Raw genomic sequence first — 17,542 nt, 5'->3', positions numbered from 1 at the left:
ATTTGTAGTCGACACACCCGATATTTTTGCCCGCGGCTGTAGTGAGCTTGCTGGTCCTCTGCCGCCGGATGGGGGAGGGATGCTTTCTGGTATGGGGCGTGGCGTGGGGCGAGGGTTGCGCAGAGTATCAGCGCAAGTGCCCGGGGCGCGGGTGCGCCCCGGGCCTGGCATTATCAGGCCGGTGTGGCAATACGGTCGATATAGGGGGCCAGCTCCGGTTTGTACTCGAGGATTTCCTCGCGGGACAGGCCGTCAATCTCGTGCGGGAATACCAGCCATTCACTGGTTTTGTGAATGTAGTAATCAGGCTCGCGCTCGGTCTTGTTGTTTGCCGGCTTGTAGTAAGGGGTGGCCACGCGGATTTCCGGCGTGTTTTTCTTGCAGGCCTTGTGCAGGTCCTTGATGGTCTGGTCGATGCTCAGGCCGGAATCGTGTACGTCATCCACAATCAGCAGGTTGTCGTGGGACTCCAGGCGCTTGATCAGGTAGGTCAGGCCGTGCACGCGCACGTGCTTGTCCCGCTGGCCGATGCCGGTGTAGGACGAGGTGCGGATGGCGATATGGTCCGCATCCACGCCCATCACGTGCAGCAACTCCTGCACGGCGATGCCCACGGGCGCGCCGCCGCGCCACACGCCGACGATATAGTTGGGGCGAAAGCCGCTCTGGAAGACCTGTTCCGCCAGTGCATAGGAGTCGGTCAGCAGTTGATGCGCGCTGATAAAATGCTTCTTCACGTTGTTGCTCATTGGAAGGACCCCTTAGAAAAACATGAACTTGGCGATGAACAGGGCCGCCAGGAAGTAAACGCTGATGCTGACATCCCGGCTGCGGCCGCTCAAGGTCTTGATCACCGCGTAGGCGATAAAGCCCAGTGCAATGCCGTTGGCGATGGAGAACGACAGCGGCATCATCACCGCGGCGATGACCGCCGGTGCGGCTTCGGTGATGTCATCCCAGTCGATGGAGGACAGGCCGGAAGTCATCAGCACTGCCACGTACATCAGGGCTCCGGCGGTAGCATAGGCGGGCACCATGCCCACCAGCGGCGAGAAGAACAGGGCCAGCAGGAACAGGCCTGCACAGACCACGGCAGTCAGTCCGGTGCGGCCGCCGGCGGCGACGCCCGCTGTGCTTTCCACATAGGTGGTCGTGGTGGAGGAGCCCAGCAGTGAGCCCACGGCCGAAGCGGAGCTGTCTGCCATCAGGGCCTTGCCCATGCCCGGCAGCTTGCCCGCTTTATCCAGTAGCTTGGCGCGGTCGGCGGTGCTCAGCAGGGTACCGGCGGTGTCGAAAAGGTCCACGAACAGGAAGGCGAAGATCACGCTGATCATGCCCACTTCAAAGGCGCCGGCGATATCCAGCTGCATAAAGGTGGCCGCCATGCTTGGCGGGGCGGAGACCAGGCCGGCGTACTCCACCTTGCCAAGTACCAGCGAGATTGCAGTGGTGACAAGAATGCCGATCATCACAGCGCCCAGCATGCGCCGGAATGCCAGTGCGGTAATCAGGAAGAAACTCAGCGCGGCGAGGATGGCATTGCTGGAAGTCATGTCGCCCAGGGTCACCAGGGTGGCCGGGCTGGCGACCACGATACCCGCGCTCTTCAGGGCGATAATCGCCAGGAACAGGCCCACACCCGCCGCCAGCGCCTGCCGCAGCGACATGGGTATACTGTCGATGATCCACTGCCGCACCTTGAAGATGCTCAGCAGCAGGAATACCACGCCGGAGATAAACACCGCGCCCAGGGCCACCTGCCAGCTATAGCCCATCTCGCCGACGACCACGAAACTGAAGAAGGCATTCAGGCCCATGCCCGGCGCCAGGGCGAACGGGTAATTGGCGTAGAGCCCCATAATGAGGCAGCCGACGGCGGCCGCCAGGCAGGTTGCCGTGAACACGGCGCCCTTGTCCATGCCTGCAGCAGCCATGATATTCGGGTTTACAAAGATGATGTAAGCCATCGTCAGGAACGTGGTTACGCCGGCGATCACTTCCTGGCGCACGCTGGACTGGCGCTCGGACAGCTTGAAGAGGCGTTCCAGCAGTGGGGGTTTCCCGATCGACTGGGGAACTGCGGACTTGTCGGTCGCGGAAGCAGGAGTCTGGTTCATGGTCTGGTTAAATCCCGGAGGTAATACTTAAAAGTGATACTTGAGCAGCAGGTTCACATTGCGCTCATTGGAGTCGATACCAAAGGAACCGTCCTTGATACCGAATTTATCGTTCCAATGCACGTACTCTATGCCTGCATACAGGGATTTCGGCTGGCCCCAGTGGGCGCCGACATCCCATTTCAGCTGGGATGCAAAATTCATACTGGGGTGCGCGTCCGCTGAAGCGCTGGTCCAATCGATAAAACCGTCGTAGAGGAAGTCCGCCCCAGCCAGGGCAAACGGCAATGCCCACACGAGGGTCAGCTGCTCGTTATCGGCCCTGTCATCATTGTTGCGGTGGTAGAAATTGGCCTGCACATAATTGAAGCCCGGCACCGCCAGGTCAAAGCCGACGCCGGCCAGCTTGTTGGTGAAGTGGGGGCCGGTGGCAGTGAGGCGGTGCGGGTCATCCATATTGCCGAATTCCAGCGTCCCCGCTGCCAGCACATCCTTCACCGGCCCGAATGAAAGGTCCCGTCCGCCCAGCTTGCCCAGGCTCAGGCGCGGTGACACTTCGGTATACAGTTCGTCAGAGCCCGCGTCTGAGGCCAGGTAGTCGGAGAATATAAACAGGTCGCCCCAGCTGTGGCCGCTGGCGTGCTCAAAGGTCACCACGCTGCGACTGGCATCGTCCGTGTCCAGGCTGTAGTCGACCTTGTAGCCATTGCCATACAGGAAGCTCAGGCTGTTGTCCTGCCACTGCATTTCTGCGTGGGCGACAAAGGTCAGGGAGAGGGAGGCAAGGCCTGCGGCCAACAGGGACAGGGACTTGGACAGCTTCATCGGTACCTCTGAGTCGGCAATACGCGGATCATGCGGGCCCCGCGCTGGCGTCTACAGCCGCTCCACTTGGCGGCTGGTTAAAAAATGAGCGCGGAATTTACCGGATTTATGACTGAATTTCCAACTTTTTACCGTGCGGATTGCCCGTCTGGTCATGCTGCCGAAATAGTGGTTCGCAATTATGCAGAGTTCGGGGGAAATTATTCCGGTTTCGAGATGGGCAGTAGGTCCGGCACCGGCCTGGTGGAGTGTTCAGCTCCCTATCGCGGCGCGCCCGGGTTGGACTGCGGTTGAGTGATCGTCGAGGAGTTCGAAAATCCCTTCTTCCCGTAGCACCCGCATACCCAGTCGCTGTTCTGAAATGCCGCTGCGCAGCCGGTAATTGAAGCGCAAGCGTCCACCGGTCTCTTCCGCCTCGAAGTAACGGCAGTCGACCTGGCCGTTGGCGACGTGCAGGTGATCACCGAGTTCAATATGGTGGGATGAGAACATGAACAGGCAGTTCTCCCTCGCGGACAGGCGCTGCAGGATCGCCAGGGAAGCATCAAAGGCGTCCTTGACGTTGGTCCCCTTGAACGGCTCGTCCATCAGGGCCACAACATTCTGCCCCCCTGCCACTGCCTGCGCCACCGCCTTGACGCGCAGCGCCTCGGCACGGAAATAGCTGACGCCTGCGCGCAGGTCATCGGAGAGGGAGATGGAGCTGAACAGCCACTGCACAGGCACGAAGCGGAAACTGGTCGCGGGCACGCCCATGCCCAGGTGGGCCAGGTAAACGGCGGTTGCGAATGCGCGCAGGTAAGTGGTTTTACCGGCCATATTGGGGCCGGTGAGGAAGAGCACCCGTTGGTCCTGGTTGAGGTCAACCGGGTTTGCCACCGGTCGCTCCAGGTAGGGATGTACCAGGCCCTCTACCCGCACCTGCGGTAGCCCCCCTTCAATCACCGGCATACTGAATCCATGCCTGCGCGTGGCCTCCGCCATTGCGAACAGTGCATCGATTTCGTAGGTAAGTTCCAGCAGGCGTGTGACAGTCATCTTTTCCAGCGTCCGCAGGACCTGGTCCAGCCGCAGGATGCGCCACATGCCCCAGTGGCCGATCTCGTGGTCGGGAGCGCGCGATATGAGCGGGCGCTTCAGTAGTGACCGCATTTCCCGGATGAGGGGAACCAGCTCACCGCTGAGCGACGTGAGCTCGGGCTGGCGTAAGAAGGTGCGCAGTGCCCGAATCATCCTGGCGGTAGCCTGCACACCTCGCACGATGCTGAAATAGTGACTGTCCTGGTTGCTCCACATCTGCAGCGCACCCAGCGCGAACTCGATAGGGTTGCGGTAATCCACTGCAGGCAGGATCTCACGTATATAGGCCTCTGTACTGTCGATGACATAGGCCGAAGGCAATTTTCTGAATGCCTGTGGATGGGCGGCAATAAAGGTAAGGGATTCCTGCGTGCTGCGAATCCGCGCGGCAGTGGACCAGGGGTGCTTCATGCGTTGGCGGAGCACAGCGGCACCGCCCTCGGTGCGCGACTGGTTACAGAAGTCGAACAGGCTGGCCTGGCCGGTGCCGGCTTCAAAAATCTCCAGGTCCTTGAATGTATGGCTATCCAGGCCGAGGGTCTCGGCGGCGGCACAGCGTTCGGGCATAGGCAGGAATCCCGTTCAGTCAGGAGGGCTGGCGGTACAACGTGCCGGTGGTGTTGTCGCAGTGGCAGCTGCGCGCTATCAGGCTTTTTTAAATCGCAGCAGACAACATCATGGCAAGTATTTCAGCCGGCGTAAATTTATACGAAGGCTTTATGCGCCAAAATAGCGGCGTTATGGCGTCTCCCGGCGCTTTGCTAAGCTTTAGGCGCCCGGCCGCATCGATTGCCCCGGGCCGGTGATTCCATACCTGAACCCGCCAAGCCAGGGGGGAAGCCTTGCTGGATTACAAACTGTTTTACTGGGACCTGCCGTTTCGTGGCAACTTTATCCAGCTGTTCCTGGAGGAGGTTGGGGCGCAGTATGAACGGCACGACGCCGGGGAAATTTACCCGGAACGCAGCCGGGGACTCCATAACCCTGGCATGGCACCGCCCTATCTCTACGAATGCAAGAGCAAAACCTACTTTGCCCAGATGCCGGCCTGCCTGATGCACCTGGGGCGCGAATACGATTACCTGCCCAGGCGTGCCGAAACCCATACGCTGGCGCTGAAGGCAATCCTGGACTGTAACGACGTGCTGATGGAAATCACCAACAGCAACGGGCAGCTGATGTGGACCCGGGACAGCTGGGACGCATTCCGCTACGCGCGCCTGCCCGAGTGGATGCAGGTATTCGAGAACACGGGCCTGCAGCACGGGCTGAAAGGCGGCGGCAGCAATGGCGCGGGCTTCCTGCTGGGGGCACGGCTGACGGTAGCCGATATCGCCATCACCGCCCTGTTCGGGACCATGATTTATTCGTTCCCGGAGCTGGAAGGGGACCTGCTGGAGAACGCGCCGCATATTGCCGGCCTGTGCCAGCGGGTGGAGGCTCGCCCGCAAATCAGGTATTTCCTGGAGAAGCAGCGGGAGGAAATGGGCCGGGGCTATTGCGGCGGCCGGATCGAGGACTCGCTGCGCAAGATGATTGGCTAGCAGGGTCATCGCGGCACATAGATGCCTGACAAAAGCCATAAAAAAAGGGCGACCCGATGGCCGCCCTTTTGGTTTCCCGCATTGTATCAGCGGTTCACCATCGCCTGGATCAGGATCTCTCCAGGTCGAACCGGTCCAGGGTCATGACCTTGGTCCAGGCGTCGACGAAGTCCTGCACGAACTTCTCCTGGTTGCCGTTCATGGCATACACCTCGGCCACAGCACGCAGTTCGGAGTTGGAGCCGAAGATCAGGTCAACCGGAGTGGCGGTCCATTTCATTTTGCCGGTCTTGCGGTCATAGCCTTCGTACAGGCCGTTCTCCTCGGGAGACTTCGACCACTTGGTGGACATATCCAGCAGGTTGACGAAGAAGTCGTTGGTCAGTGCACCCGGGCGATCGGTAAACACGCCGTGCTTCACGTCATCGTGATTGGCACCGATGGCACGCATGCCGCCGACCAGTACCGTCATTTCCGGCACGCTCAGTGTCAGCAGGTTGGCGCGGTCAACCAGCATGTCCACGGGTGCGAAGTGCGCATCCTCGGTGTAGTAATTGCGGAAGCCGTCGGCCTTGCGCTCCAGGAAGCTGAAGGCCTGGACATCAGTCTGCGCCTGGGTGGCATCGTTACGGCCGGGGGTAAACGGCACCTCGATATCGTGGCCCGCTTTTTCGGCCGCCTGTTCAATGGCAGCTGCACCACCGAGCACGATCAAGTCCGCCAGGGATACCTGCTTATTGCCGGAAGCCTTGCGGTTGAAGTCCTTCTGGATGCGTTCGAGGCGATCCAGCACCCGGTCCAGTTCCGCGGGGTCGTTAACGGCCCAGTCATTCTGCGGCGCCAGGCGAATGCGTGCACCGTTGGCACCTCCGCGCATATCGGTGCCACGGAAGGTGGAGGCAGAAGCCCAGGCGGTGCGCACCAGTTCCGGTACCGACAGGCCGCTCTCCAGCACTTCTGCTTTCAGTTCCCGGATATCGCCATCGTCGACCAGCGTGTAGTCCACTGCCGGGATAGGGTCCTGCCAGACCAGGGTTTCCTCAGGTACCTCGTCACCCAGGTACAACGCTCGCGGCCCCAGGTCGCGGTGGGTCAGCTTGAACCAGGCCCTGGCGAAAGCCTGCTGGAACGCTTCCGGGTTCTCCTGGAAGCGCCTGGCGATCTTCCGGTATTCCGGGTCGAAGCGCAGGGACAGGTCGGTGGTGAACATCATCGGTGCGTGGCGCTTGTTGGCGACATGCGCATCCGGAACGATTTTCACCTGTTCTGCATTTTCCGGCTCCCACTGGGTGGCGCCGGCCGGGCTCCTGGTTTTCTTCCACTCCAGGCCAAACAGGTTGTCCAGGAACTGCGAGCTCCAGGCAATCGGGTTGGCGGACCAGGCGCCTTCCAGGCCACTGGTGACGGTGTCTTCCGCGTTACCCTTGCCGCACTTGTTCTTCCAGCCGAAGCCCTGTGCCTCGATGTCGGCACCGGCCGGGGCTGCGCCCACGCACTCTTCCGGCTTGTGCGCACCGTGGGCCTTGCCAAAGGTGTGGCCACCGGCGATCAGTGCCACGGTCTCTTCATCGTTCATGGCCATGCGGCCGAAGGTTTCGCGGATGCGCTTGGCGGCAGCCTTCGGGTCCGGGTTGCCGTCGGGGCCCTCCGGGTTCACATAGATCAGGCCCATCTGTGACGCGGCCAGGGGCTTCTCCAGCTTCCTGTCGCCCTGGTAACGCTTGTCGTTACCCAGCCATTCGCGTTCGGAGCCCCAGTAAACCACGTCGGCCTCCCAGTCGTCCTCGCGGCCACCGGCAAAACCGAAAGTCTCGAAGCCCATGGACTCCAGTGAAACGTTACCGGCCAGCACCATCAGGTCGGCCCAGGAAATCTTGTTGCCGTACTTCTGCTTCACCGGCCACAGCAGGCGGCGCGCCTTGTCCAGGTTGCCGTTGTCGGGCCAGCTGTTCAGCGGCTCAAAGCGTTGCTGGCCACCACCGGCCCCGCCCCGACCGTCGTATACGCGGTAGGTGCCGGCACTGTGCCAGGCCATGCGGATAAAGAAGGGGCCGTAGTGACCGTAGTCAGCAGGCCACCAATCCTGCGAGGTGGTCAGCACCTTCTCGATATCTTTCTTTACCGCATCCAGGTCGAGACTCCTGAACGCTTCGGCGTAATCAAAGTCCTCGTCCATCGGGTTGGATTTTGCGGCGTGCAGTCGCAGGGGCTGCAGGTAGAGCTTTTCCGGCCACCAGTCCTGGTTGGACATGGGAGTGTCACTGGCGCTCGCGCTGCCGGCAATGGCAACGGCAAGTGCCGCAGCTATGGGTAGGCTTTTCTTGAACATTGGGTTGCGTCCCTTATTGTCATCATCGATTACAACGATGAAGGCTATAGGGTTGCGCAATATGAAGGAAATTAGACCTTGTTATCGCTTTAATAGAGGAGACCAATCTAATGTGATAGAAAAATTATATCTGGCTCATTGATGCTTACTATAAACAGCCGCGCCTCCCACTTCGGGAAGCATTGGAAAATACTTCACCGCCCGCCCGACTGCCCGGCCACCACCGGAGGGTTCCCTGCGCGCGATGTGCATGGATTGAATCCTATCCGGAATCGAGCATGACGCTTAAATCACTATGAGCCGTTTATATCGGCGTTAACTATGATTCTTGCGCCGGCAAAGATATTATTAGGATGTTCATAACATTGTGATAAAGATTGGCGTGACCATATTTCTTTCGCCAAGTCTTTCTAAAAAGAATAACGTGATGGAGGCACCATGAAATCCAACTGTCTGCACCTGGCCATTCCCGCCGGTGACCTGGAAAAAGCCAAGGCGTTTTACTGCGATGTGCTGGGATGCAAGACCGGCAACAGCGAGGAAGGTCGCTGGGTGGATATCGACTTCTGGGGCAACGAGCTGACCCTGCACCAGAGCGAGGAGCAATTGCCCAATGTGCGCCATGAAGTGGATATGGGTGCCGTCGCCGTCCCGCACTTTGGTATCCACCTGCCGGACGATGAGTTCCAGGCGCTGAAAGGTCGTATCGAAGAGGCCGGCCTCGAGTACCTCGACAAGCCCTATCGTCGCTTCGTCGGGGATGAGTACGAGCAGGAAACCTTTTTTATCAAGGACCCGAATGGCAATGTGCTGGAGATGAAATCGATGGTGAACCCGGAATTGATGTTCCGGTAACTGTTTATTGCCAATGCCAGGGGGCTGTCTGAACAGGCCCCCTCACTTACCATTGCGCCGCGCTGCGCCGGATCCGGTTACCGATCGTTCAATCCCCTTCCGTCGAGTATATCCTGGATGCATTTCTCCACCCGGGATGCCCGCGTCTTCGATTGCCTGGCGCCACCAAAGTGAAGCAGGTAGCCACGCTGCCGTCCTGGTGTTAAGGCAGCAAAAGCGGCTTTCAATTCGGGCATGGCATCCAGTCTGCGCTGGAATTCCTCCGGCACGGCAAAGTCTTCTGTCTGCCTGAAGGCCACCTTCCTTCCAGACCTTTCAACATCGATGGCATCGGCAATGTAACGACCGAGGCTGCCTTTTAACTCGTTAATTTGCTGTGCGCTGGTGAAAGGTATGCGGCGTGCCGATTGTGTGTTTTCGCCGGGCTTTTCGAGTATCCAGTCCGGGTCCTGTAGCAGGGCGCCCTTGGTGAACAGGAGGGCGCAGAACTCCTTGAAGCCCTGCATGATGACGACATTACTGTCTCCCAGTGTGTAACAGGGCTTGCCCCACTTCAGCTGTTCGTCCAGTTCACTCTGCAGTAGCAAAGCGCGGAGCGCATTAAACTCATCCTGCCATGATCTGGCAGAAATGAAGAAACGATCGACGTGAGGATTCTTTTTCGTCACGAAAGGTACCCCGGCAGTGAGAGGTCTCAGGCAAGTGTATTCAGTATATGGAGGCAGCTTGCAACCGGAATACCGTAGCGTCTGTTTATTCACTGGTGTGTGACCTGGGCCTCATCGGGATGTAAGGCAACAGGGCTGATTGCCTGCGGGAAAGCGTAACTGGAACCTGCTCAGCCGAATGCCGAGAAGCTCATCAGGCCCAGGCAGGAGAGCAGGCCTGTCGCGGGTATCCAGGCGGGGTAACAGATTACGCCTTCCTCGCGGGCGGCCCCTCCGACCTTGATGGTGAGCAGTGCGCTGTTTACCAGGCAGAATACCAGCAGCATGATAAAGCTGGTGATCTTCGCCAGTGCCGTCAGTGGCAGCCACAGCGCGAAGGTGAGGATCAGCGCGCCGATGAGCAGGGTGGCTATTACCGGTGTACGCGTCCTTGCATTGATGTGTGCCAGGATGCGGGGTGCCATCTTTTGTTTTGCCATGCCGTACGCCAACCTTGACGCCATAATGATCTGTACCAATGCACCGTTGACCACGGCGAACAGGCTGATAACGCCGATAAACGTGGGGGAATAACCCGCGCTGGTTACCATGGTAGCCAGCGGCGCCTCGCTTTGCGCCAGCTCCGCTACCGGTAGGGTGCGCACCGCCAGGGCGGCAATCATCATATACAGCACTGTCGATGTACTGATCGCCAGCAGTATCGCCTGCGGCAGGGTTTTGCGTGGTTCTTTTACTTCCTCGGCGGTGTTGACCATATCCTCGAAACCGATAAACGCATAGAAGGCCAGGAAGCTGCCTACGAGTAGGCCGGGCACGGCACCCCATTCGGGTGGGGCAATAATCTCACCCCACGTATTGGCGGGAATGGCTTGGCGACTGGCATAGATCACGAACAGCAGGCCGCCGACTTCGATCAGTGTTACCAGCATAACGGTGAGGGCAGATTCATTGATGCCCCACAGGGCAATCAGGGTCAGCAGTACAACCAGCAGGGTGATGGCCAGCGCATCCGGTATCTGGATAAAAAGTGCCAGGTAGCCGACAAAGCCGTTGGCGATGGTGGCCGCGGATACAATGCCGGTGAGGGCTACCAGCGTGCCGACCACCTGGGCTGGCCAGCGCCGTTGCCATGCCGCCCGGATATAGGCAGCGGAACCCGCGCTCACAGGAAACCGCGACGCCAGTTCCGCGTAAGACAGGGCCGTAAACCCCGCGATAATACCCGCCAGCAGGAACGCATAGGGAAGCGCCATGCCTGCCGCCCCCCCCACCTTGCCCACCAGCACATAGATTCCGGCGCCGATAATGGTGCCTATGCCGTAGAAGCTCACTACGGGCAAGGACAGAGAGCGCTTCAAACCTATCGGCGCGGGCCTTGGCATACACGTGTATGGATTCAGGGAGGTAGAAAGCAAGTCTAGTCGCCGGCTCCGGTTACGGCTCAGGACGATTAGCAACGGCGAGCCGCAGCTCTCCCTGCCCCCTGCTTACACACGTGGAAGTTGGGGCGTAGAGAAACCGCGGCAGTCGTTATCGTTGCCAGCAGGGGGGGCGGTATTTCTGGCGTTTCGAAGGCAGGTTCAGAATTGATAAAAACGGTAACGTCCGAGCGCCGCGCGGATGTGACTTACCACCTCGTTACTGAGCTGCCGGTAATCCGGGTAAGGTGTCAGCAGCAGCCGCCTGTCAGGGTCGATAGATACAGCAGGACACTCCGGCAGCGGCAGCGCGGTGTTCCCCAGTGCGCCAAAGCGCTGCAGGTTGTCCTTGCCCCCGATCCAGTGCCAGCAGGCGGCGTCACAAAGTTTGGGAGTGAAGCACAGTGCGGCGTGCCGAAACAGTTCTTCATCCCTGAAGCGACGCCAGTCTGCGGCGTCCGGGCTCACAACCTTGGCCAGCAGGGTTACAATCTTGCGCCAGTGATTGGAATTGGCGTCGATTAACCGCTGGCTGCTGGGAGACTCGACAAGTTGTGCCAGGCCATGGGGCCGATTGGGGAGGTACAGCGCCAGCCCCGGTTCAGGGCTGCCCACAAGGTCAATAGACGTCATTTCTTCATTCCGGCCGGCATCGGGTTTCAACTCCACTGGCAATGGGGGGTTAACCCTGGCGCGCGGCAAAGTAAGCGCGAATAGGGGCGCGTACCACCTCCTCCGCCGGCCCTTCCGGCACCTTGATGGTATCCGGGTGGAACGGATGCCAGGCCTCCGCACGGGAAACCCAAAGTTCATGGGTGGGGGTGAAGATACCCTGATCATCCAGGCTGGCCACGGTCAGCATTTCCACCACCGGGGATTCCGGCCAATAGGCCGAAATCGGCGAACCGCACGTACTGCAGAACTGCCGGCGCAACTCCCGCCCGCTCTCCGCCTTTACATCATAGTGATGCATTTGCCCGGAGAGGTAGGTGACCCTGTCCCGCGGGACGAATACAGAGGCCGAAAAGGCGCTGCCGCTGGCGCGCTGGCAATCGCGGCAGTGGCAGATAAACTGCACCAGGGGTTTCGCTGTGGATTCATACCGAACCTGGCCGCAGGCACAACCACCACGCAATGGGTTCATTTCCAGTCTCCTCTGGGAAAGTCTTATCCTTCGACGCCCGGTGAGCGGAGTTGCCTCACCGGTTCGGAAATTGACTCAGCAAGCAGTAACCTGCATTTTGTGTCGGGCCATTGATCCCCCACAAGAAGATCAAAGTCAATACCGGCGTTGCCCGGCCAGTCTGCGATTTACTTTTCTCCCGTACACCAGCCAGCAGGAGCCTATGCCGAATACAGCAGAACCCAGTGTCACCGCCCCAGTTGCGAAAACGCCTGAGCAGAACTCATCAGCGATGAGCTTCCGCGAGATGATGGCGGCGCTCTGGAAGTTCATGCGGCCCTACAAGATGGTGCTGGTGGCTGCCGGGGTGGCGCTGGTGTTTACCGCGGGGGTTACCCTCTCCATAGGTCAGGGAATCCGCCTGCTGGTGGATGAGGGACTGGTGGAAAGCTCCGGTGCCGCCCTGCGAACTGCGGTACTGGTGCTGATGGCCCTGGCCCTGTTGATGGCAGTAGGAACTTACGCGCGCCATTACCTGGTGTCCTGGTTGGGTGAGCGGGTGGTGGCGGACCTGCGCACGGCGGTGTTCGACCATATCGTGACCCTGCACCCCAGCTATTTCGAGACCAATCGCAGCGGCGAGATCATGTCCCGCCTCACCACCGATACCACCCTGCTGCAGCACATTATTGGTACGTCTTTTTCGATGGCGCTGCGCAGTGCGCTGATGTTTGTGGGTGCGCTGGTGTTGCTGCTGTTCACCAACCTCAAGCTGAGCCTGATGGTGCTGGTGGGGGTGCCACTGGTGCTGCTGCCCATCGTGCTCTACGGTCGCCGGGTGCGCAAGCTGTCCCGGGCCAGCCAGGATTCCATTGCCGATGTGGGCAGTTATGCCGGGGAAATCATCCAGCACATCAAGACCGTGCAGAGTTATACGCGTGAGAGCGACGAGAAAAAAGCCTTCGCTGGGGAAGTGGAAACCGCATTCCGCGTAGCCAAGCGGCGCATTCGCCAGCGCGCACTGTTGATGGCGGTGGTGATACTGCTGATGTTTGGCGCCGTCAGCGGCCTGCTGTGGGTGGGCGGCAACGACATGATCGCCGGACGCATGAGCGCCGGTGACCTGGCCGCCTTTGTGTTTTACGCCATGCTGATGGGGTCGGCGGTCGCCACCATCTCCGAGGTCTACGGCGAGCTGCAGCGCGCCACCGGCGCCACCGAGCGGCTGATGGACCTGTTGCAGGTGGAAGCGGAGATCCCCGCGAGCGTGGGCGGCGACGAGAAGGAAGAAGCGCGCGCTGTCGCTCCAGGCCGGGTGGCCTTCGAAGCGGTGGATTTCAGTTACCCCTCCCGGCCGGACCAGCCGGCGATCAGCGAGCTGAGCCTGGTGGTGGAAGAAGGCAAGAGCCTGGCCCTGGTGGGCCCGTCAGGCGCCGGCAAGTCCACCCTGCTGGAGCTGCTGCAGCGCTTCTACGACCCCCAGCGCGGGCGCATTACCCTGGACGGCGTTGATATCCGCGAGCTGGGCACCAGCTCATTGCGCCAGCAAATGGCGGTGGTGCCGCAGCAGCCGGCCCTGTTTACCGCCGATGTCTGGTACAACATCCGCTACGGCCGGCCCGGTGCCACCGATGAGGAGGTGATTGCGGCGGCGAAGGCGGCCCATGCCCATGACTTTATCCAGCAGCTGCCGGAGGGGTACGACAGCCACCTGGGAGAGCAGGGGACCCGCCTGTCCGGCGGGCAAAAGCAGCGCCTGGCTATTGCCCGGGCGATTTTAAAGGACCCGAAAATCCTGCTGCTGGACGAGGCCACCAGTGCGCTGGATGCCGAGAGCGAACACCACGTGCAGCAGGCGCTGCAGGAACTGATGAAGGGCCGCACCACAATCATCATCGCCCACCGCCTGGCGACAATACTGCATGCGGACAGGATTGCTGTATTGGACCGGGGGCAGGTGGTGGCACAGGGTAAGCACCTGGAGCTTATCGACAAATCGCCGCTATACAGGCGCCTGGCGGAACTGCAGTTCCAGGACTCCAGGGTCTAGCCTCTGGGTGCCAGAGGATATTGTTATGGTTTGATATATTGCCAGTAACTTTCGGGTGCCGGTTTTACCAGGATACCTTTTGCGACGAAATCGGCCTCTGCTTTCTGTATATGTGTTGTGTTGACGTGAGCCTGGAAGGCCGCCTCCGAGTCCCAGGTCATGAAAAGCAGGAAAGTACCCGGGTTCTGTCGTGAACGATACCAGCGATATTCCCGCATGCCGGATTCGCGGATGCTGGGCAAGTAGACCTCTTTCACTACTTCTTCCATCTCTTCGACTTTGTCGTTATTGGCCTCAAAAATCACAGTAACGGTGTAGCCATCCATCCCATTATCCTCAAGCGAAGCTTAGCCGTCAGGACATTCAAGAGAGTACCGGCACGGGCGTCAGCTCATGGCCCGGGCCCTCAGGCCATTCTAGACCAGTCGCCCGGCTGGGGATGTCACGATATTGCCACTCCTGGGCCATGTGAACACCCGCGTGAATAAGTGGCAGAGGAAGTTGCGGGCGAATACCGCGATAGCGCCTGGAGAATCGCCTGGCTTACCGAGACAGGCGGGATAACCCCGGCAGTCAATTCTTGGGCCACAGCAAGGTTTCCGCGCGATTGCCCCGGGTTATGGCTCCTTGAACATTTACTCTGGTCTGCAACGCTTACCCTGGGTGTTGCTAAGGGACAAGTTCGACACGCATAAAAAAGCCGCCCGAAGGCGGCTTCTCGACTGAATACGGCAGGCGTATCAGAACTCGAACTCGGTCTGCCAGCGCAGGGTGGCATCCTCGGTTTCGTCGTTCAGGCCGAACATCACGCCCAGCTCCCACTTCATTTTGCTGTTGCCAAAGCGGTTGTTGCCCAGCAGTACCGGGCCGAGGGCCTGGGTATACTCGTCTACATAGTACTCCATCGCAGGCTCCAGGCTCGGGCCCATGCGGTACTTCACCTGGAATGCGCCCACGGCCTCCAGTTCGTCCTCGGTTTTCTCATCGCCAAATTGCTGTTCCAGGAACACGTTGGCGGTGGTCACGAACTTGCCTACGCGCTTCTGCACAATCGGGCCGGCCTTCACTTCCCATGCGTCGTACTCCAGCTTCTTCTCCAGCTCTACCAGCGCACCGAAGTCGGCCCAGTACTCGCCGGCCTCGCTCAGCTGGAACTTACTCTCGATTTCCGCCTCTTCAACCTCGAAGCTGCCGTCCTCTTTCTCGCCAATCAGGTAGCCTTCGACAAACCAGGTCTGGTTCACGCCGTAGCCCAGGCCCAGCTTGACCTCGTGCGCGTCGGAGGACTCGAGACCGTGGGTGCCACGCATCTCCAGCTCCAGCTCGTGCATTTCCACCTGGGGGCCGTACACCTTGTCGATACCGGCGAACGCAGCGGAGGAAGATATTGCCATGGCGAGCGCGGCCAGTGGGATAAATCTGGAAGTAGTCATCAGGGAAGCGTCCTGTAATCTGAGAGTTGTATCAATTTTTCATGGTTGAGGGATCCGGCTCTGCCAGATCCTTCTGTTTGGTCAGGTGCATGCCGAGGCCTATCAGCACCAGCGTGGCCAGGTAGAAGCTCAGGTGAACCGCCGTCGGGCGATCCTGGTATCCCACCAGCACATGCAATACCTGTCCGGCAAAAGAGTGCTGGGAAACCACGTCCGAGGTATTCCACAGTGGGCGGCTGCCGGAGATCACCCCGGCCTGCATCAGGTAGCCCGCGGCGCTGGCCGCCATGCCAGCCGCCAGGAAAAGGATTAGCCAGCCGGTAATGCGGAACAGCTGCGTGGTGGGGATGCGCAATAGGCCGAAATAGATCAGCGCGCCCAGGGCGCAGCCGCCGGCCAGGCCCAGCAGGCCACCGGTGAGCATGGAGACCCCATTGCTGCCGCCGGCCGCAAAGCCGTGCATAAACAGCACGATTTCCGAGCCCTCGCGTAGTACCGCCAGGCCCACCGCGGTGGACAGGAAATACATGGGCAGCTCGCCGGAGGACACGCTGCTGCCCACCCGCTTCAGGTGGGCCACCAGGGTGCGGGCATGGCGCGACATCCAGAGGTTGTGCCATGCCAGCATGGCCACCGCGCTGAACAGCACCGCTGCGTTGAACAGCTCCTGGCCGATGCCCTCGAAGGACATGGCGATTCCCTCTGCAATGCTGGCCACCACTACCGCGCCGGCCACGCCCGCAGCCACGCCGCCACCGATCCACAGGTGCCGCTTCAGCACCCCCTGGGTGGCGGCCAGCACGATGGTAATCACCAGGGCCGCCTCGAGCACCTCACGAAAAACAATAATCGCTGAACTAAACATGAAATGGCCTGCGGCTGGGTTACTGGGCGACGATGGTGCCCTGGGCAGTGGCAGGGTTGAATTCACCGAAGTAGCTGTATTCACCCGGCTCCATCGGGTCCAGGAAGATCACTACCTTGCTGTTGCCGGCGACAATCTTCTCCCGGTACAGGTCGTAGCTCTCGAACTCTTCCGGGGTCGGGTCCTGGTTCACCACCAGCAGCTTCACCTTCTGCCCGGCGGGCACCGTCAGCTGGGCCGGCTCGAACTTGTGATCCTTGATGGTGATCTTGAATTCCTGCACCTCTGCCATTGCGGTAGAGGCGGCGGCCGCCAGGGCCAGGGTCAAAGAGGCGAACAGTCCGCGCATGGGGCTTCTCCTTTTATACGAATAAGAACGCTTCGCATTATAGGTTGCGTTTACTATTCTTCAACCTGTCATTCATGTAGTCCGGGGCCGCTGCCGGGTCAGGGAACGCTGGTTAACGTGCAACATGCCTATAAAGTGCTCAGTGACGACTGGGGTCCGGGAAGCCATTGCGCCTGCGCAGACTCCTTCAGCGTGGGGCAAGAAGTTATTACCAAATATCGTCGCGCATCGGTTGGCGAGGCATTCCGGGTGCGGGCAGTATCGGGTTATCTGATGGGACAGCTGGAGGGGCATAGTCAGTACGCAGGACTGATTAAGATGTCGCTGTTATATATACGGTGGGCGCAGGTGCAACTTCAGGCTTCGGAGAGGAAGAAGCGGGTGGAAGCGGGTGATGGGTTAGCAGGACAGTGAGGCGGTGGAGTAACGGCAGGGCTTCGAGCTTGAAACCCACAAACAAAAACGGGCCCCGAAGGGCCCGTTTTTACATCTGCAGGTGGCTTACAGCACTACGATGTTTTCAGCCTGCGGGCCTTTCTGGCCTTGAGTTACGGTGAACTCAACTTTCTGGCCTTCCAGCAGGGTGCGGAAGCCGGAGCTGGAGATCGCGCTGAAGTGGGCGAAAACGTCCGGGCCGGACTGCTGCTCGATAAAGCCAAAGCCCTTGGATTCGTTGAACCACTTGACGGTGCCGGTAACTGTATTAGACATAACTAATTCCTGAAATTTAAACAGAGTATTGCCTACGGGAGGCGGGTGTTGCTTGGAGGTAAAGACTCTTGAAAACTGCAGGACGAGGTATTACGAGTAAAACAGCGAAGTAGCGGTATCAATAGAGGACTTTCTTTCTAGCAGTGGACACACTACCGGCAAATGGCCGGATTGT

At 59.7% G+C, this 17,542-nt stretch carries 17 protein-coding genes; 3 read left to right on the top strand and 14 right to left on the bottom strand.

The features are described 5' to 3' along the window. Positions 1-173: 173 nt before the first annotated feature. The 4 genes from LVD11_RS06230 to LVD11_RS06215 form a co-directional block, all read right to left on the bottom strand. Entirely contained in the window at positions 174-737 is a 564-nt protein-coding gene (locus LVD11_RS06230) for a phosphoribosyltransferase (RefSeq protein WP_237057530.1), read from the bottom strand. 24 nt (positions 738-761) lie between these two features. Further along, positions 762-2,117, bottom strand: coding sequence for an NCS2 family permease (locus LVD11_RS06225; RefSeq protein ID WP_237057292.1), 1,356 nt, complete (start codon positions 2,115-2,117; stop codon positions 762-764). Positions 2,118-2,144: 27 nt separating this feature from the next. Further along, positions 2,145-2,942 (bottom strand): outer membrane protein OmpK, encoded by a 798-nt coding sequence (locus LVD11_RS06220; RefSeq protein ID WP_237057291.1) that lies wholly within the window; start codon positions 2,940-2,942, stop codon positions 2,145-2,147. A gap of 252 nt (positions 2,943-3,194) precedes the next feature. Continuing rightward, complete coding sequence (locus LVD11_RS06215; protein WP_237057290.1) at positions 3,195-4,589, bottom strand: MutS-related protein; 1,395 nt, start codon at positions 4,587-4,589, stop codon at positions 3,195-3,197. Between the two features lie 275 nt (positions 4,590-4,864). Between LVD11_RS06215 and gst the strand changes: the two genes are divergently transcribed. Further along, positions 4,865-5,566 carry a glutathione transferase, Atu5508 family gene (gene gst / locus LVD11_RS06210; protein WP_237057289.1) on the top strand — a complete coding sequence of 234 codons (702 nt, stop codon included), beginning with the start codon at positions 4,865-4,867 and terminating at the stop codon, positions 5,564-5,566. Between the two features lie 109 nt (positions 5,567-5,675). Here gst and katG read toward each other — a convergent pair whose 3' ends face one another. Further along, positions 5,676-7,895: a catalase/peroxidase HPI gene (gene katG, locus LVD11_RS06205; protein WP_237057288.1), complete on the bottom strand. Its 2,220-nt coding sequence runs from the start codon at positions 7,893-7,895 to the stop codon at positions 5,676-5,678. 438 nt (positions 7,896-8,333) lie between these two features. Between katG and LVD11_RS06200 the strand changes: the two genes are divergently transcribed. Continuing rightward, complete coding sequence (locus LVD11_RS06200; protein ID WP_237057287.1) at positions 8,334-8,750, top strand: VOC family protein; 417 nt, start codon at positions 8,334-8,336, stop codon at positions 8,748-8,750. A gap of 77 nt (positions 8,751-8,827) precedes the next feature. Here LVD11_RS06200 and LVD11_RS06195 read toward each other — a convergent pair whose 3' ends face one another. The 4 genes from LVD11_RS06195 to LVD11_RS06180 all read right to left on the bottom strand — a co-directional run bounded on the left by LVD11_RS06195 (position 8,828) and on the right by LVD11_RS06180 (position 11,980). Then, on the bottom strand, positions 8,828-9,418 hold the full coding sequence (locus tag LVD11_RS06195) for a YdeI/OmpD-associated family protein (protein ID WP_237057286.1): 591 nt from the start codon (positions 9,416-9,418) through the stop codon (positions 8,828-8,830). Between the two features lie 170 nt (positions 9,419-9,588). Further along, positions 9,589-10,749: an APC family permease gene (locus tag LVD11_RS06190; RefSeq protein WP_237057529.1), complete on the bottom strand. Its 1,161-nt coding sequence runs from the start codon at positions 10,747-10,749 to the stop codon at positions 9,589-9,591. A 249-nt stretch (positions 10,750-10,998) separates the two neighbouring features. Beyond that, on the bottom strand, positions 10,999-11,469 hold the full coding sequence (locus LVD11_RS06185) for a DUF6942 family protein (protein ID WP_237057285.1): 471 nt from the start codon (positions 11,467-11,469) through the stop codon (positions 10,999-11,001). A gap of 49 nt (positions 11,470-11,518) precedes the next feature. Further along, positions 11,519-11,980, bottom strand: coding sequence for a GFA family protein (locus LVD11_RS06180; protein ID WP_237057284.1), 462 nt, complete (start codon positions 11,978-11,980; stop codon positions 11,519-11,521). A gap of 271 nt (positions 11,981-12,251) precedes the next feature. Here LVD11_RS06180 and LVD11_RS06175 point away from each other — a divergent pair, with 271 nt between their 5' ends. Next, complete coding sequence (locus LVD11_RS06175; protein WP_237057528.1) at positions 12,252-14,009, top strand: ABC transporter transmembrane domain-containing protein; 1,758 nt, start codon at positions 12,252-12,254, stop codon at positions 14,007-14,009. Between the two features lie 23 nt (positions 14,010-14,032). Here the strand turns inward: LVD11_RS06175 and LVD11_RS06170 are convergent, their stop codons facing one another. The 5 genes from LVD11_RS06170 to LVD11_RS06150 form a co-directional block, all read right to left on the bottom strand. Beyond that, a complete protein-coding gene (locus LVD11_RS06170) occupies positions 14,033-14,335 on the bottom strand; it encodes a putative quinol monooxygenase (RefSeq protein WP_237057283.1) in 303 nt (100 codons plus the stop codon). A gap of 414 nt (positions 14,336-14,749) precedes the next feature. Then, the gene (locus tag LVD11_RS06165; protein WP_237057282.1) at positions 14,750-15,442 is read right to left on the bottom strand and encodes a hypothetical protein; all 693 of its coding nucleotides are present in this window, start codon (positions 15,440-15,442) and stop codon (positions 14,750-14,752) included. Between the two features lie 31 nt (positions 15,443-15,473). Beyond that, positions 15,474-16,307, bottom strand: coding sequence for an FTR1 family iron permease (locus LVD11_RS06160; protein ID WP_237057281.1), 834 nt, complete (start codon positions 16,305-16,307; stop codon positions 15,474-15,476). Positions 16,308-16,326: 19 nt separating this feature from the next. Beyond that, complete coding sequence (locus LVD11_RS06155; RefSeq protein WP_237057280.1) at positions 16,327-16,656, bottom strand: cupredoxin domain-containing protein; 330 nt, start codon at positions 16,654-16,656, stop codon at positions 16,327-16,329. 501 nt (positions 16,657-17,157) lie between these two features. Continuing rightward, on the bottom strand, positions 17,158-17,367 hold the full coding sequence (locus LVD11_RS06150; protein ID WP_091515875.1) for a cold-shock protein: 210 nt from the start codon (positions 17,365-17,367) through the stop codon (positions 17,158-17,160). Positions 17,368-17,542 lie beyond the last annotated feature (175 nt).

The sequence above is a fragment of the Microbulbifer sediminum genome (genome assembly GCF_021729035.1).
Lineage (GTDB): Bacteria > Pseudomonadota > Gammaproteobacteria > Pseudomonadales > Cellvibrionaceae > Microbulbifer > Microbulbifer sediminum.
The sequence above is the reverse complement of the archived record's forward strand: the minus strand, read 5'-3'. Positions and strand labels throughout refer to the sequence as shown.

Excerpts from the sequence above, each read along its gene's own strand:
- LVD11_RS06150 (WP_091515875.1), bottom strand. The coding sequence starts at position 17,367 with ATGTCTAATACAGTTACCGGCACCGTCAAGTGGTTCAACGAATCCAAG.
- LVD11_RS06180 (WP_237057284.1), bottom strand. The coding sequence starts at position 11,980 with ATGAACCCATTGCGTGGTGGTTGTGCCTGCGGCCAGGTTCGGTATGAA.
- katG (WP_237057288.1), bottom strand. The coding sequence starts at position 7,895 with ATGTTCAAGAAAAGCCTACCCATAGCTGCGGCACTTGCCGTTGCCATT.
- LVD11_RS06155 (WP_237057280.1), bottom strand. The coding sequence starts at position 16,656 with ATGCGCGGACTGTTCGCCTCTTTGACCCTGGCCCTGGCGGCCGCCGCC.
- LVD11_RS06215 (WP_237057290.1), bottom strand. The coding sequence starts at position 4,589 with ATGCCCGAACGCTGTGCCGCCGCCGAGACCCTCGGCCTGGATAGCCAT.
- LVD11_RS06165 (WP_237057282.1), bottom strand. The coding sequence starts at position 15,442 with ATGACTACTTCCAGATTTATCCCACTGGCCGCGCTCGCCATGGCAATA.
- LVD11_RS06185 (WP_237057285.1), bottom strand. The coding sequence starts at position 11,469 with ATGACGTCTATTGACCTTGTGGGCAGCCCTGAACCGGGGCTGGCGCTG.
- LVD11_RS06175 (WP_237057528.1), top strand. The coding sequence starts at position 12,252 with ATGAGCTTCCGCGAGATGATGGCGGCGCTCTGGAAGTTCATGCGGCCC.
- LVD11_RS06160 (WP_237057281.1), bottom strand. The coding sequence starts at position 16,307 with ATGTTTAGTTCAGCGATTATTGTTTTTCGTGAGGTGCTCGAGGCGGCC.
- LVD11_RS06170 (WP_237057283.1), bottom strand. The coding sequence starts at position 14,335 with ATGGATGGCTACACCGTTACTGTGATTTTTGAGGCCAATAACGACAAA.
- LVD11_RS06220 (WP_237057291.1), bottom strand. The coding sequence starts at position 2,942 with ATGAAGCTGTCCAAGTCCCTGTCCCTGTTGGCCGCAGGCCTTGCCTCC.
- LVD11_RS06200 (WP_237057287.1), top strand. The coding sequence starts at position 8,334 with ATGAAATCCAACTGTCTGCACCTGGCCATTCCCGCCGGTGACCTGGAA.
- LVD11_RS06225 (WP_237057292.1), bottom strand. The coding sequence starts at position 2,117 with ATGAACCAGACTCCTGCTTCCGCGACCGACAAGTCCGCAGTTCCCCAG.